Origin of the sequence: Streptomyces malaysiense (genome assembly GCF_000980885.2) — a bacterium.
Taxonomy (GTDB): Bacteria; Actinomycetota; Actinomycetes; order Streptomycetales; family Streptomycetaceae; genus Streptomyces; species Streptomyces malaysiense.
On record NZ_LBDA02000010.1, the window covers coordinates 32,448 to 46,560 of the forward strand.

The following is a 14,113-nucleotide window of genomic DNA, read 5'->3' on the forward strand; positions in this document are numbered from 1 at the left end:
CCCTCGTACGCCTTTCGTCCTGGAACGTGTTGCGTGATGCGCATCGCGGTGAGCCCGGCCACGTATGGGTTTGCCTTTGTTTGACCTGGGGAGGCGCGCCGTCAGGAGCGAACTGGTGCGCCTTTCAACTGTCGGGACCCCCTGGGGTCCCGGCTTTCTGACTGCCGGACGGGCCCTCGCCTCCTGCTTCCCAGTTCCCGAGACAAGAGGTTCGCGTGCAAGCCAGGCTTGAGGCGGAGCACCTGTTCAAGGTGTTCGGCAGACGACCGGACGACGCAGTGGAGCGCCTGAGACAGGGCGCCGACCGGGAGGAACTGCGCGCCGACGGCACCACGGCCGCCGTGATCGACGCCTCCTTCCGCGTCGAGGCCGGTGAGATCTTCGTCGTGATGGGGTTGTCGGGATCCGGCAAGTCCACCCTGCTGCGGATGCTCAACGGCCTGCTGGAGCCGACCGCGGGCAGTGTGCGCTTCGACGGCGACGAGCTGACCGCGCTGGGCGACCGCGGTCTGCGCGAACTGCGCTCCCGGAAGATCAGCATGGTCTTCCAGCACTTCGCGCTGTTCCCGCACCGCAGCGTCCGCGAGAACGCCGCCTACGGCCTGGAAGTGCAGGGCGTGCCCCGCGCCGAGCGCGAACGCCGCGCCGACGAGGCGCTCGCCCTGTGCGGCCTGGCCGGCTGGGAGGAGTCCTGGCCCGACGAGCTGTCCGGCGGCATGCAGCAGCGCGTCGGCCTCGCCCGCGCCCTGGCCACCGACGCCGACCTGCTGCTCATGGACGAGTCCTTCAGCGCCCTGGACCCGCTGATCCGCCGCGACATGCAGGACCAGCTCCTGGAGCTGCAGAAGACGCTGAAGAAGACCATCGTCTTCATCACCCACGACCTCAACGAGGCCATGCGCCTGGGCGACCGCATCGCCGTCATGCGCGACGGCCGCATCGTGCAGACCGGCACCGCCGAGGACATCCTGCTGCGTCCCGAGAACGACTACGTGGCGTCCTTCATCCAGGACGTCGACCGCTCCCGGGTGCTGACCGCGGGCGCCGTCATGGACACGCGGCCGCGCGGCGACGAGGCCGACTGCGCCTGCGAGACCGCGACGCCCGACACGCCGTTCACCGAGCTGTGCGCGATCAGCGCCCGGCTCTCCCACCCGGTCGCCGTCCTCGACGCCGACCGCACCCTCGTCGGTGTGGTGCCACGGCAGCGCCTGGTGGGCTTCCTCGGCGACGAACAGGGCGAGCCCGCCGCCTGCGACGGCTCGGGCAAGGACGGGAAGAAGGTGACCGACCGTGCCTAGGCTGCCCCTCGGCGACTGGGTCGACTCCGGTGTGAACTGGCTCGTCGACCACCTCTCCTGGCTCTTCGACGCCATCAGGGCCGTCATGGAGGGCATGTACAACGGCATCGACGCCGTTCTCGGCGCGCCCACGCCGCTGCTGATGGCCGGCATCCTCGCCGTCCTCGCCTGGTGGCTGCGCGGCCTGCTCGCCGGTGTCCTCGCCTTCGCCGGATTCGCCCTGGTCGACTCGCTCCAGCTGTGGGACAAGGCGATGTCCACGCTCGCCCTGGTCCTCGTGGCCACCGTGATCGCCCTGGTGATCTCGATCCCGCTGGGCATCTGGGCGGCCCGCTCCAAGGCGGTCAGCGCCGCCGTACGGCCCGTCCTGGACCTGCTCCAGACGATGCCCTCCATGGTCCTGCTGATCCCGGCCATGCTCTTCTTCGGGCTCGGCACCGCGGCCGGCGTCGTGGCCACCCTGATCTTCGCCCTCGCCCCGGGCGTCCGCATGACCGAACTGGGCATCCGCCAGGTCGACGCGGAACTGGTCGAGGCCGCCGAGGCGTTCGGCACCACCCCGCGGAACATCCTGTGGCGCGTCCAGCTGCCGCTCGCCCTGCCGACCATCATGGCCGGCGTCAACCAGGTGATCATGCTGGGCCTGTCCATGGTCGTCATCGCCGGCATGGTCGGCACCGGCGGCCTCGGCGGCGCCGTGAACGAGGCCATCGGACAGCTCGACATCGGCTACGGCTTCGAGGCCGGCGTCGGCATCGTGGTCCTCGCCATCTACCTGGACCGCATCACCGGCGCGCTGGGCACCCAGCTGTCCACGTCCGGCCGCCGGGCCGCCGCCAGGGCGCCCCAGCGCGTGTGGTCGTACCGGCCGCGCCCGGTCGTCGCGGTCGTCGGGATCGTCGTCCTCGCGCTCGCCGCGGGCGGGATCGGCGTCTTCGGCCCCAACGGCACCTCCTCCGAGGCCTCCGGCACCGATGTCGGCAAGGGCAAGGAGATCAAGATCGGCTACATCCCCTGGGACGAGGGCGTCGCCTCCACCTTCCTGTGGAAGGAGATCCTCCAGGAACGCGGCTTCAAGGTCACCACCACCCAGTACGCGGCCGGTCCCCTCTACACCGGCCTCGCCACCGGGCAGATCGACTTCGAGACCGACTCCTGGCTGCCCACCACGCACGCCGAGTACTGGAAGAAGTACGGCAAGCAGCTCGACGACATCGGCAAGTGGTTCGGCCCCACCTCCCTGGAGCTGTCCGTCCCCTCCTACGTGAAGGGCGTCGACTCCCTGGCGGACCTCAAGGCGCACGCCTCCGAGTTCGGCGGGAAGATCGTCGGTATCGAGCCCAGCGCCGGCGAGATGAGCCTGCTCAAGACGAAGGTCCTCAAGGAGTACGGCCTGAACGGCAGCTACCGGGTGATCGACGGCTCGACCCCGGCCATGCTCGCCGAGCTCAAGCGCGCCTACGCCCGCAAGCAGCCGGTCGTCGTCACCCTGTGGTCCCCGCACTGGGCCTACAGCAGCTACGACCTGAAGAAGCTCAAGGACCCGAAGGGCGCCTGGGGCAAGGGCGACGGCGTGCACACCCTGTCCCGCAAGGGATTCGCCGGGGACAACCCGCGGGTCGCCGGCTGGCTGAAGGACTTCTCCATGACCGAGAAGCAGCTCACCGGCCTGGAGGCGAAGATCCAGCAGGCCGGCAAGGGCAAGGAGCAGGAAGCGGTCCGCTCCTGGCTGCGCGAGAACCCCGGCCTGGTCGACAAGTGGGCGCCGGTCTCCGGCGAGCACGCCCAGAGCCAGGCGGCCGGGTGACATCCGACCGGGCGGCCGGATGACCTGACCGTCCCGGACCGCCACCACGAGGGGCGGACGGCACCGTACGACGATGGAGTACGGAGCCGTCCGCCCCTCGTGGTGTTCCCCTACGGGAAGAATCCGGCCAATCACCCAGCGTGATGACTCTGGCTGGTGGGCATGTTCATCCCCAGGGGGGAAGCCGCGGGGGACCGGTCAGGACCGCCGGGGCCTGGCGAGAACGTGAGGGTAGGGGGTATTCGGTGAGTCGGGGATATGACACGCGCATGAAACCGTTTGCCGAACATGCGTAGGGTGCAGTGAAGCCATGTGAGGAACGCACCACGAGCGGGGGAGGGAGCCGGAGCGATGGGCGACCACAAAGAGCAGCAGCCCGTACGGGTGGGCGCGGCGGTCCGGCGGCGCCGGCGTGCCCTGGAATTGACCCTGGCGGTCGTCGCCGAGCGCACCGGCCTGTCCGTGCCCTTCCTCAGCCAGGTGGAGAACGACCGGGCGCGGCCCAGCAGCACCTCCCTGGAGAAGCTGGCCGACGCGCTGCGCACCACGGCCGTGGAACTCCTCGCCGCGGCGGACCCGGCGGCCACCGTCGACCTGGTGCGCGCCGAACCCCTCGCCGAGGACGACTTCGCCCCCCGCACCCGCAACCTGGTCCGCGGCCACCATCAGCTGCACGCCTCCGAGTTCACCGGCGACCACGACGCGGGCCGCGAGTTCCAGCACCGCAACGACGAGTTGATGTACGTCGCCGACGGCGCCGTCGAGATCGAGGCCGAGGGCCGCGCGTACCGCCTCGGCCGCGGCGACACGCTGTACCTCACCGGCGGGGTCAGACACCGCTGGCGGGCGACCGTGCCGGACACCCGGATCGTCGTGGTGGCGGTGGCCGAGCACATCGAGGCCGTGCGGGACCGGTCCCGGTGAGGCGCGTCGTCTCCCTGGTCCCCTCGCTCACCGAGGCCGTGGCCGAGACGCTGCCCGGGGCGCTCGTCGGGGCCACGGACTGGTGCGGTCATCCGGAGGACCTGGACGTCGTCCGCATCGGCGGGACCAAGAACCCGAAGGTGGAGCGCATCGTCGAGCTGGCGCCCGACGTGGTGATCGCCAACGAGGAGGAGAACCGCGTCCCGGACCTCGACGCGCTGCGCGCGGCGGGGCTGGAGGTCCTGGTCACCGAGGTGCGGACGGTGCCGGGGGCCTTCGTGGAGCTGGCGCGGGTGCTGGCGGCGTGCGGGGCGCCCGAGCGGCCGGGCTGGCTGCGGGAGGCGGAGGCGGCGTGGAGCGCGCTGCCGGAGCCCGCCGACCGCCGGACGGCGGTCGTGCCGATCTGGCGCAGGCCCTGGATGGTCGTCGGGCGGGACACCTTCGCCGGCGACGTGCTGGCCCGTCTCGGCGTCGACCACCTGTACGCGGACCATCCGGAGCGCTACCCCCGCATCCCCCTGGACGAGTTGCGGGCGGCGGCCCCGGACCTGGTCGTGCTGCCGGACGAGCCCTACCGCTTCACCGCGGAGGACGGCCCGGAGGCCTTCCCCGGCCTCGCCTGCGCGCTGGTCAGCGGGCGTGATCTGACGTGGTACGGCCCGTCCCTGGCGTGGGCGCCGCGGGTGCTGGGCGAGGCCCTGCGAGCAGCTCACCGCTGAGCAGCCCGCGCACCGTGCCGGACGCCGCCGCGAGCCACGCCGCGACGAGCAGGGCGTACAGCGCGACGGACAGTGCCTGGAACGCGGTGAGGGAGGTGTGCCGGGTGAGGGCGGCCGCGCCGGTCACGCAGGTGCCCACCGGGAAGGTGGCGCCCCACCAGGTCATCGCGAACCCCATGCCCCGGCGACGGGCCCGCACCAGATGGGCGACGGACAGCGCCAGCCACATCAGCGCGAAGCCCATCACGGGCACCCCGTAGAGCACGGAGAACACGGCGAGGCCGTGCGCGTAGGAGGCCGGTACGACGCCGGGCGCCGCGTTCGCGATCGAGCCGACGGCGGTGGTGGACTGCCCGAGCGGGCCGAGGACCAGGAACAGGGTCGGGGTGAGCGCGAGCGGCAGCGGGCCCGAGGTGATCAGCCGGCCGAGGACCAGCGGCAGCATCAGCAGGGTGGCGAACAGGCTGAGCCCGAACATCGCGAGACAGGCCAGCAGCAGGGTCTCGCGGGGCTGGCCCGGCGGCAGGTGCGGCACGAGCAGCGGGCCGAGCGCGGCCGACACCATCGGCGCCACCAGCGGCAGCAGCCACACCGGGGACGCCTGGGAGGGCTCGATGCGGTGCCGTACGGACATCAGGTAGGGCACGGCCACGGCCGCCCACAGCCCGGTCGCCGTACCCGCCGTGTACAGCACGGTGTCCAGGGCGACGGCAGCTCGGGTGCCCAGCCAGTCGTGCCCCGCGGTCAGCGCGCCGCCGCCCACGGCCAGCAGGGCCATGGAGAGGCAGCCGTAGAACGGGGCCATCGCCGGATCGAGGAGGTGGGCGCGCGCCTGGTCGCGATGGTGGATCCAGTGCAGGGTGCGGGCCGCCAGCAGGGTCACCAGCATCAGCAGCGACAGCAGCCAGACCGCGGCGAGGAGGGTGTGCGGACCGTCCGGCAGGGCCACCGGCAGCGCGGTGCCCGCCGTGCCGACGGCGGCGGTGCCCATGACGGAGGCGTACCAGTTCGGGCCGAGGTGGCGGACCCCGGCGGCGCGGGGCGCGCGGCCGGCGGTGAGGGGCGGGGCGACGGTGACCATGGCATCCACCGTGCCCGGGGCAATCGTCGCTGACCAGGGAGTTCCCTTCTATGAGGGCATAAGCTGGGTTTATGAGCGAGGCGGAGAGGCCCGGAGGGCGGCGCGAGGGTACGGGGTCGTTGGCGCACCGGGTGCCGGATCTGGCGGCGCTGGAACTGCTGCTCGCGGTGGCACGGCTGGGGAGCCTCGGCGCGGCGGCGCGGGAGGTCGGGATCACGCAGCCGGCGGCGAGCAGCCGGGTCCGGTCGATGGAACGGCAGCTGGGGGTCGCCCTGGTGGACCGTTCCCCGCGGGGGTCCCGGCTCACCGACGCGGGTGTGCTGGTGACGGACTGGGCGCGGCGGGTGGTGGAGGCGGCGGCCGCGTTCGACGCGGGGGCGCGGGCGCTGCGGGACCGGCGGGACTCCCGGCTGCGGGTGGCGGCGAGCATGACCATCGCCGAGTACCTGCTGCCGGGCTGGCTGCTGGCGCTGCACGCCGAGCGGCCGGACACGGCGGTGTCGCTGCTGGCCGGGAACTCGGCGAAGGTGGCGGAGCTGCTGCTGTCCGGGGAGGCGGACCTGGGGTTCGTGGAGGGGCTCTCGGTGCCCGCGGGGCTCGACGCGGTGGTGATAGGGCGCGACCGGCTGATCGTGGTGGCGGCGCCGGGGCATCCCTGGGCCCGGCGCCGCCGGCCGCTCTCGCCGGAGGAACTGGGACGGACGCCGCTGATCCTGCGGGAGCGGGGGTCGGGAACGCGGCAGGTGCTGGACGCGGCGCTCGGGGGGCTGGCCCGGCCGTTGATCGAGTTGTCCTCCACCACGGCGGTGAAGGCGTCGGCGGTGAGCGGGGCGGGGCCGTCGGTGCTCAGCGAGCTGGCGGTGCGGGAGGAGCTCGCCTCGCGGCGGTTGGTCGCGGTGCCGGTGGAGGGGGTTCCGCTCCGGCGCGACCTGCGGGCGGTGTGGCCGAAGGGGCACCGGCCGACGGGGCCGGCCCGGGACCTGCTGTCGTTGACGCGGGCGTGAGCCGGTGCCGGCCGGAGGAGTCCCGCCCGCCAGCGTCGCGCCGGCGGCACCGACGGCCCCGTGAGGGGCTCGGAGCACCGTGTGGCCCGCCGCGGTGGCGCCGCACCCGGGACCGTTCAGCCCGCCGCCGAGACCAGCCCCCGCATCACCCGCGGATCCTGTCCCATCTCCGGGTGCCACTGGACGCCGATCACCCACCCCCGGTGCGCCGGTAGTTCCACCGCCTCCACCGTCCCGTCCTCCGCGTGCGCCGACGGCAGGAGACCGCGGCCGAGGCGGGCCACCGACTGGTGGTGGTAGGTGGGGACCGACACCCCCTCGGGGACGAGGGAGGCGTACAGGGTGCCCGGTACGGGCTTCACCGGATGCGCGCCGAAGACGCCCACCGCCTCCGTGTGCCCCTCCAGGTGCTGGACCAGCGTCCCGCCCAGCGCCACGTTCAGCAGCTGCATGCCCCGGCAGATGCCCAGCAGCGGCGTGCCGGAGGCCAGCGCGGCGTGGATCAGGGCGAGTTCCCAGGCGTCGCGGGCCGGGGCCGGCGGGCCGGTGCGGGGATCGCGGCCGGCGCCGTAGCGGCCCGGGTCCACGTCCGGGCCGCCCGCGACGACCAGACCGTCCAGCCGGGCGACCGCCGCCGCGGCCAGTCCGGGGTCGTCCGGCGGCAGCATGCAGGCGAGGCCCCCGGCCCGCTGGACCAGCCGCGGATACGCGGCCGGCAGCAGTGCGGCCTCCAGCTCCCAGACCCCCCAGCGCGTCCCGGTCTCCAGATACGTGCTCACACCGATCAGCGGTCGTCCGCCCACGCCAGCCTCCAAAAGGTATACTTCAATACCTTTGCAGAATCCGCTTACGTCAGGAAGCCCCGCAGCAGCGCCGCCGTGCCGGCGCAGTGCTCCCGCATCATCTCCCGCGCGCCGTCGGCGTCCCCGTCGAGCACCGCCTCCACCAGCGCGGTGTGCTGCCGCTGGGAGTGCTCCAGGTTGCGCACCAGCAGCGGGATGCAGTCCAGCAGCTCGTTGACCTGCGCCCGCACCGCCGCGTACTGGGCGGTCAGCGAGGGGGAGCCGCACAGCTCGGCCAGGGTCAGGTGCAGGAGCGTGTCCAGGCGCCGGTAGTCGGCCAGCGGCGCCTCGTGCGTCTCGGCCAGCGCCTCCCGCAGCCGCTCGGCCTGCTCGTCGGTCAGCCCGTGCGCCGCGCACAGCCCGGCCGCGCCCACCTCCAGCACCTCGCGGAAGCGCAGCACGTCCTCGACGTCGACCGCCGCGATCCGCCGCCGCAGCTCGTCCTCGCCGGCGGCGTCCGCGCGGGGCAGCACGAACGTTCCGCCGTACCGCCCGCGCCGCGCCTCCACCAGGCCCTGGTCCTGGAGCACCTTCAGCACCTCGCGCAGTGTCACCCGGCTGATCCCCAGCCGCTCCGCCAGCTCCCGCTCCGCCGGCAGCCGTTCGCCGCCCGGCACCAGGCCGAGCCGCACCACCTGGAGGATCTGCTCCAGGGCCTCCTCGAAGCCGTTGCCCGCCCGCACCGGCCGCAGCACCGGGGCGAGCCGGTCGCCCACCCCGTGCCACTCCGTGTGAGACGACATCCGCCGCACCCCCTTCCCAAGCAATGGTTCTGAGCAATACCTTATGGCTCCCGGCCCGGCCGAAGAAGCGCGAGAGCGCCCGAGGAGGCTTTTCCGTGGCAGACCGCACAGCCCCGCTCCCCGTCGAGGAACTCCGTGTCCTCGTGGAAAGCGGTGAGATCGACACTGTCGTCCTGGCGTTCCCCGATATGCAAGGGCGCCTCCAGGGCAAGCGGTTCGCCGCCCGCTTCTTCCTCGACGAGGTGCTGGAGCACGGCACCGAGGGCTGCGACTACCTGCTCGCCGTCGACACCGAGATGAACACGGTCGACGGCTACGCGATGTCCTCCTGGGAGCGCGGTTACGGCGACTTCGCCATGCGCCCCGACCCCGTCACCCTGCGCCGCATCCCCTGGCACCCCGGCACCGCGCTGCTCGTCGCCGACCTCGCCCGGAACGACGGCGCCCCGGTCGTCGCCGCCCCGCGGCAGATCCTGCGCCGCCAGCTCGACCGGCTCGCCGAACTCGGCTACACCGCCCAGGTGGGCACCGAGCTGGAGTTCATCGTCTTCAAGGACAGCTACGAGCAGGCGTGGGACGCGGGATACCGGGGCCTGACCCCGGCCAACCAGTACAACATCGACTACTCCATCCTCGGCACCGGCCGCATCGAGCCCCTGCTGCGCCGGCTGCGCAACGACATGGCGGGCGCCGGGCTCACGGTCGAGTCCGCCAAGGGCGAGTGCAATCCCGGCCAGCACGAGATCGTCTTCCGCTACGACGAGGCGCTCACCACCTGCGACCAGCACGCCCTGTACAAGACCGGCGCCAAGGAGATCGCCGCCCAGGAGGGTGTCTCGATCACCTTCATGGCCAAGTACAACGAGCGCGAGGGCAACTCCTGCCACATCCACCTCTCGCTCACCGACGCCGACGGCACCAACGCGATGGCGGGTCCCGACGGGATGTCCGAGGTGATGCGGCACTTCCTCGCCGGACAGCTCGCCGCCCTGCGCGACTTCTCCCTGCTCTACGCCCCCAACATCAACTCCTACAAGCGGTTCCAGCCCGGCTCCTTCGCCCCCACCGCCGTCGCCTGGGGCCACGACAACCGCACCTGCGCCCTGCGCGTGGTCGGCCACGGCCGCTCCACGCGCTTCGAGAACCGCCTCCCGGGCGGCGACGTCAACCCCTACCTCGCCGTCGCCGGACTGGTCGCCGCGGGCCTGTACGGCATCGAGCAGGGACTCGAACTCCCCGAGCCCTGCCCCGGCAACGCCTACACCGCGGGCTTCGAACACGTCCCCACGAGCCTGCGCGAGGCCGCCGGGCTGTGGGAGAACAGCCCGATCGCCAAGGCCGCCTTCGGCGACGAGGTCGTGGACCACTACCGCAACATGGCCCGCGTCGAGCTGGAGGCCTTCGACGCCGCCGTCACCGACTGGGAGCTGCGCCGCTCCTTCGAGCGCCTGTGAGCGGGCCCGCCCCAAGTCCGCTCACCCGCCGGTCCGCCCGCCCGTGAAAGGTCGATCCGTGTCCGACTCCGACGAGTTGAAGGTCCTCAACCCCGCCACGGAAGAGGTCCTCGCCACCGTCCCCGCCGCCACCGCCGAGGACGTCGACGCCGCCGTCGTACGGGCCGTGCGCGCCCAGAGCCGCTGGGCCGCGCTCGCCCCCGCCGACCGGGCCCGGCTGCTGCGCCGCTTCGCCGACACCGTCGACGCGCACCTGGAGGAACTCGCCCGCCTGGAGGTCCGCGAGGCCGGGCACACCCTCGGCAACGCGCGCTGGGAGGCCGGCAACGCCCGCGATCTGCTGGAGTACGCGGCCGGCGGCGTCGAACGCCTGCTGGGCAGGCAGATCCCGGTGCCCGGTGGCTGGAACGTCACCTTCCGGGAACCCCTGGGGGTGGTCGGCGTGATCGCCCCCTGGAACTTCCCCATGCCGATCGCCGCCTGGGGCTCCTTCCCGGCGCTCGCCGCGGGCAACGCCGTCGTCCTCAAGCCCGCCGAGACCACCCCGCTCACCGCCCTGCGGCTGGCCGAACTCGCCCTGGCGGCGGGCCTGCCCGAGCACCTCTTCCAGGTGCTGCCGGGCCACGGCCACACCGCCGGACGCGCCCTGGTGGACCACCCGGACGTGGCCAAGATCGTGTTCACCGGGTCCACCCGCACCGGCCGCGAGATCATGGAGCGCTGCGCCCGGCTGGTCAAACCGGTCACCCTGGAACTCGGCGGCAAGAGCCCCAACGTCGTCTTCGCCGACGCCGACCTGAAGTCCGCCCTCGACCCGTTCTCCTTCCTGGACAACTCCGGGCAGGACTGCTGCGCCCGCACCCGGATCCTCGTCCAGGAGACGGCCCTCGACGAGGCCCGCGACATCCTCGCCGACGCACTCGCCGCCGTCGTCGTGGGCGACCCTGCCGACGAGAAGACCCAGATGGGCCCGCTGATCTCCGCGGCACAGCGGGAGCGCGTACGGTCGTACGTCCCCGACGGCGCCTCCGCCCTGCGCGGCAGCGCCCCCGGCGGACCCGGTTTCTGGTTCCCACCGACCGTCCTGGTGGGGGAGCGGCACGACAGCCCGGCCGCCCGCGAGGAGATCTTCGGGCCCGTCGCCGTCCTGCTCCCCTTCACCGACGAACGGGACGCGATCCGCCTCGCCGACGACACCCCCTACGGACTGTCCGGCTCCGTCTGGACCCGCGACCTCGGCCGCGCCCTGCGCGTCTGCGAGGGCGTGCGCGCGGGCAACCTGTCCGTCAACTCCCACTCCAGCGTCCGCTACTGGACCCCATTCGGCGGCTACAAGCAGTCCGGCCTCGGCCGGGAACTCGGCCCCGACGCCCTGACCGCCTTCACCGAGACCAAGAACGTCTTCATCAGCACGGAGGGCCCCGCACAGTGACCGACAACAGTGTTTGCCGCCGCCTGGCCGGCCGTACCGCCGTCGTGACCGGAGCCGGCAGCGGCATCGGCCTCGCCACCGCCCGCCGCCTCGCCGCCGAGGGCGCCCACGTCGTCTGCGCGGACGTGGACGAGGTCCGCGGCAAGGCCGCCGCCGACGAGGTGGGCGGCCTCTTCGCCAAGGTCGACGTCACCGACGCCGAGCAGGTCGAGGCGCTGTTCGAGACGGCGTACGACACCTACGGCAGCGTGGACGTGGCCTTCAACAACGCCGGCATCTCCCCGCCCGACGACGACTCCATCCTGGAGACCGGACTGGAGGCGTGGAAGCGCGTCCAGGAGGTCAACCTCACCTCCGTCTACCTGTGCTGCAAGGCGGCGATCCCCTACATGCGCCGCCAGGGGAAGGGCTCCATCATCAACACCGCGTCCTTCGTGGCCCGGATGGGCGCGGCCACCTCCCAGATCTCGTACACGGCCTCCAAGGGCGGCGTCCTCGCCATGTCCCGTGAACTGGGCGTGCAGTTCGCGCGCGAGGGCATCCGGGTCAACGCGCTGTGCCCCGGGCCCGTCAACACCCCGCTGCTCCAGGAGCTGTTCGCCAAGGACCCGGAGCGGGCCGCCCGCCGGCTCGTGCACATCCCGGTGGGCCGGTTCGCCGAGGCCGAGGAGATCGCCGCCGCGGTCGCCTTCCTGGCCAGCGACGACTCCTCCTTCGTCAACGCCACCGACTTCCTGGTGGACGGGGGGATCTCGGGCGCGTACGTCACGCCCCTCTAGTGCCGCAACAGGCGACGTCCGCTCCGTCGCGACGCCCTGCACGCACTCTCGCCGCACCGGCCGAAAGCCCGAGTACGTCCAGTACGAGGGCTTCCGTCCGGCACGCCGAGAGCACGCACCGGACGCCGCTCCTTGACGGGCGAACGCTGCCTGCCGCGGCACTAGCCAGGCCCTCCCGCTCAGAGGAAGGTGTGCCCCTCGCCCCGGTACGTGGGCACGGTCGCCGTCACCTCGTCGCCCTCGACGAGGTGCAGCGACGCGAACCGCTCGCACAGCTCGCCCGCCTTGGCGTGCCGGAACCACACCCGGTCGCCGATCAGCAGATCGTCGGCGGGCGAGCCGAGCAGCGGCGTCTGCACCTCGCCGGCGCCCTCCTGCGGGTCGTACGCCAGACCCTCGGGCAGGTACGGCACCGGCGAGCGGTCGGGGCCCGCGGCGCCGGAGGCCGGGTAGCCGCCGCCGAGCACGGTGACGGCGCCCACGCCCGGCCGCCGTACCACCGGCAGCGCGAACAGCGCCGCCGGACGGCCGCTGAAGGACGTGTAGTTGTCGAACAGACGCGGCACGTACAGCCCGGAGCCGGCCGCGATCTCGGTGACGGCGGACTCGGCGGCGGTGTGCTGCACACTGCCGGTGCCGCCGCCGTTGACGAACTCCAGGTCCGGTGCGACGGCCCGCACCGCGCGCACGGCCGCGGCGCGCCGCTCGGCCAGCTCCCGGCGGGCGGCGGCCTGCATCAGCCGGATCGCCCAGGACCGCAGCGGCCGCCCGGCGACCGCGTCACCGACTCCGGCGATATGACCCTCGTACGCCATGAGCCCGACCAGCCGGAACCCGGGGCGTTCGGCCACCACCCCGGCGAGCTGGGCGAGTCGGGCGGGCGAGTGCAGCGGGGAGCGGCGGGCGCCGACCCGCACCCGGCCGCCGAGCAGCTTCAGCGAGGTGTCCAACTCCAGGCATATCCGGACCACTTCGCGTCCACCGGCGCGGGCGGCGTCGATGAGGTCGAGCTGGGCGGGATCGTCCACCACCACGGTGACGGCGGCGGCGAGCTTGGGATCGGCGGTCAGTTCGGCGAACCCGGAGCGGTCGGCGGAGGGATAGGCGAGCAGGATGTCGTCGAAGCCCGAGCGCGCCAGCCACAGCGACTCGGCGAGGGTGAACGACATGACGCCCTGGAAGCCGTCCTTGGCCAGGACCCGCTCCAGCAGGGCACGGCAGCGCACGGACTTGCTCGCGACCCGTACCGGCTTGCCACCGGAGCGGCGGACCAGATCGGCCGCGTTGGCGTCGAAGGCCTCCAGGTCCACGAGCGCCAGCGGCGCTTCGAGATGGGCGGTGGCCCGGTCGTACCGGGCCCGGTCGGCGGCACGCGCAGTCATGCCGGAAGCCTGCCAGAAGGGATTACCGCAGGGTAGAGGGACGTTCCGGGCAAGTGCCCCGGCCTGGCGCACTGGTTCCGCCCCGGCCCCCGACAACCCGTAGAGTGACGCGCACGTACGACGGACCCGCCCGGGATGCCGGTCCGGTCGTACGGGTACGAGGAGACGGCCCGGGTCGCGAGGAAACGGGGAACGCATGACCACGGAAGCACGCCACTCCTCCGTTCCCCCGGGCCCCCGGCCCGCCTCCACCACCCCCCGCGCGGGCGGGACCCGGGTCGACGCCGACGCGCCCCTGGGGGACGACCCCGGTGACGGGCCGTCGGTCTTCACCCCGCGCGGCCCGGCCGGCGGCGGACCGGCGAGCGGGCCGGCGCGGAGCCGTACCGTCCCCGAGGCCGCCGACACCCTGAGCCCTCCGCCGCCCCCCGCCTCCGCCCGTTTCCCCGACGCCCCGCCCACCATGGGCACGGGGGGCGACGGCACCGGCACCGGCCCCGCGTCGGCGGACGGCGGCCGTCAGGGCGGTTCCCCGCGGCCCGACGGCGGCGGTTCCGCCCGTTCCGTGCCGTCGCCGGGCCGGCTGCCCGGCCGGGCGGGTCCTGCCGCGGAGGACGCCTCCGAGACGACCACCCGGCTCCGGCC

The 14,113-nt window shown here is 73.3% G+C and carries 12 protein-coding genes and 1 pseudogene; 9 read left to right on the forward strand and 4 right to left on the reverse strand.

The genetic code is table 11. The features are described from left to right. Positions 1-215: 215 nt before the first annotated feature. The 4 genes from VT52_RS05500 to VT52_RS05515 all read left to right on the forward strand — a co-directional run bounded on the left by VT52_RS05500 (position 216) and on the right by VT52_RS05515 (position 4,751). Complete coding sequence (locus VT52_RS05500; protein ID WP_046424393.1) at positions 216-1,301, forward strand: quaternary amine ABC transporter ATP-binding protein; 1,086 nt, start codon at positions 216-218, stop codon at positions 1,299-1,301. Beyond that, positions 1,294-3,108: an ABC transporter permease/substrate binding protein gene (locus VT52_RS05505; protein WP_046424395.1), complete on the forward strand. Its 1,815-nt coding sequence runs from the start codon at positions 1,294-1,296 to the stop codon at positions 3,106-3,108. Before VT52_RS05500 ends, VT52_RS05505 begins: the two co-directional genes overlap by 8 nt. A 351-nt stretch (positions 3,109-3,459) precedes the next feature. Further along, positions 3,460-4,032 (forward strand): helix-turn-helix domain-containing protein, encoded by a 573-nt coding sequence (locus tag VT52_RS05510; RefSeq protein WP_046424397.1) that lies wholly within the window; start codon positions 3,460-3,462, stop codon positions 4,030-4,032. Beyond that, positions 4,029-4,751, forward strand: coding sequence for a helical backbone metal receptor (locus tag VT52_RS05515; protein ID WP_046424399.1), 723 nt, complete (start codon positions 4,029-4,031; stop codon positions 4,749-4,751). The genes VT52_RS05510 and VT52_RS05515 overlap by 4 nt, the downstream gene beginning before the upstream one ends. Here the strand turns inward: VT52_RS05515 and VT52_RS05520 are convergent. Then, a complete protein-coding gene (locus VT52_RS05520) occupies positions 4,663-5,832 on the reverse strand; it encodes a TDT family transporter (RefSeq protein ID WP_046424402.1) in 1,170 nt (389 codons plus the stop codon). The genes VT52_RS05515 and VT52_RS05520 overlap by 89 nt on opposite strands. Positions 5,833-5,903: 71 nt before the next feature. Between VT52_RS05520 and VT52_RS05525 the strand changes: the two genes are divergently transcribed. Further along, positions 5,904-6,836, forward strand: a complete 933-nt coding sequence (locus VT52_RS05525; RefSeq protein WP_046424403.1) for a LysR family transcriptional regulator — start codon at positions 5,904-5,906, stop codon at positions 6,834-6,836. Positions 6,837-6,952: 116 nt separating this feature from the next. On the opposite strand, the gene VT52_RS05530 is transcribed toward VT52_RS05525, so the two are convergent. Together VT52_RS05530 and VT52_RS05535 are read right to left on the reverse strand one after the other, a co-directional pair. Next, positions 6,953-7,639 (reverse strand): gamma-glutamyl-gamma-aminobutyrate hydrolase family protein, encoded by a 687-nt coding sequence (locus VT52_RS05530; RefSeq protein WP_046424405.1) that lies wholly within the window; start codon positions 7,637-7,639, stop codon positions 6,953-6,955. A gap of 44 nt (positions 7,640-7,683) precedes the next feature. Beyond that, positions 7,684-8,421 (reverse strand): FadR/GntR family transcriptional regulator, encoded by a 738-nt coding sequence (locus VT52_RS05535; RefSeq protein ID WP_046424407.1) that lies wholly within the window; start codon positions 8,419-8,421, stop codon positions 7,684-7,686. A gap of 95 nt (positions 8,422-8,516) precedes the next feature. On the opposite strand from VT52_RS05535, the gene VT52_RS05540 reads away from it, so the two are divergent. The 3 genes from VT52_RS05540 to VT52_RS05550 are packed head-to-tail and all read left to right on the forward strand — an operon-like array spanning position 8,517 to position 12,086. After that, positions 8,517-9,875 carry a glutamine synthetase family protein gene (locus tag VT52_RS05540; RefSeq protein WP_046424409.1) on the forward strand — a complete coding sequence of 453 codons (1,359 nt, stop codon included), beginning with the start codon at positions 8,517-8,519 and terminating at the stop codon, positions 9,873-9,875. A gap of 58 nt (positions 9,876-9,933) precedes the next feature. Beyond that, positions 9,934-11,307: an aldehyde dehydrogenase family protein gene (locus tag VT52_RS05545; RefSeq protein WP_046424411.1), complete on the forward strand. Its 1,374-nt coding sequence runs from the start codon at positions 9,934-9,936 to the stop codon at positions 11,305-11,307. Further along, positions 11,304-12,086 carry a 3-oxoacyl-ACP reductase gene (locus tag VT52_RS05550; protein WP_046424413.1) on the forward strand — a complete coding sequence of 261 codons (783 nt, stop codon included), beginning with the start codon at positions 11,304-11,306 and terminating at the stop codon, positions 12,084-12,086. Before VT52_RS05545 ends, VT52_RS05550 begins: the two co-directional genes overlap by 4 nt. A 179-nt stretch (positions 12,087-12,265) precedes the next feature. On the opposite strand, the gene VT52_RS05555 is transcribed toward VT52_RS05550, so the two are convergent. Next, on the reverse strand, positions 12,266-13,468 hold the full coding sequence (locus VT52_RS05555; protein ID WP_046428048.1) for an amino acid deaminase/aldolase: 1,203 nt from the start codon (positions 13,466-13,468) through the stop codon (positions 12,266-12,268). A 196-nt stretch (positions 13,469-13,664) separates the two neighbouring features. On the opposite strand from VT52_RS05555, the pseudogene VT52_RS05560 reads away from it, so the two are divergent. After that, positions 13,665-14,113, forward strand: a pseudogene (locus VT52_RS05560) (hypothetical protein); the annotation flags it as partial.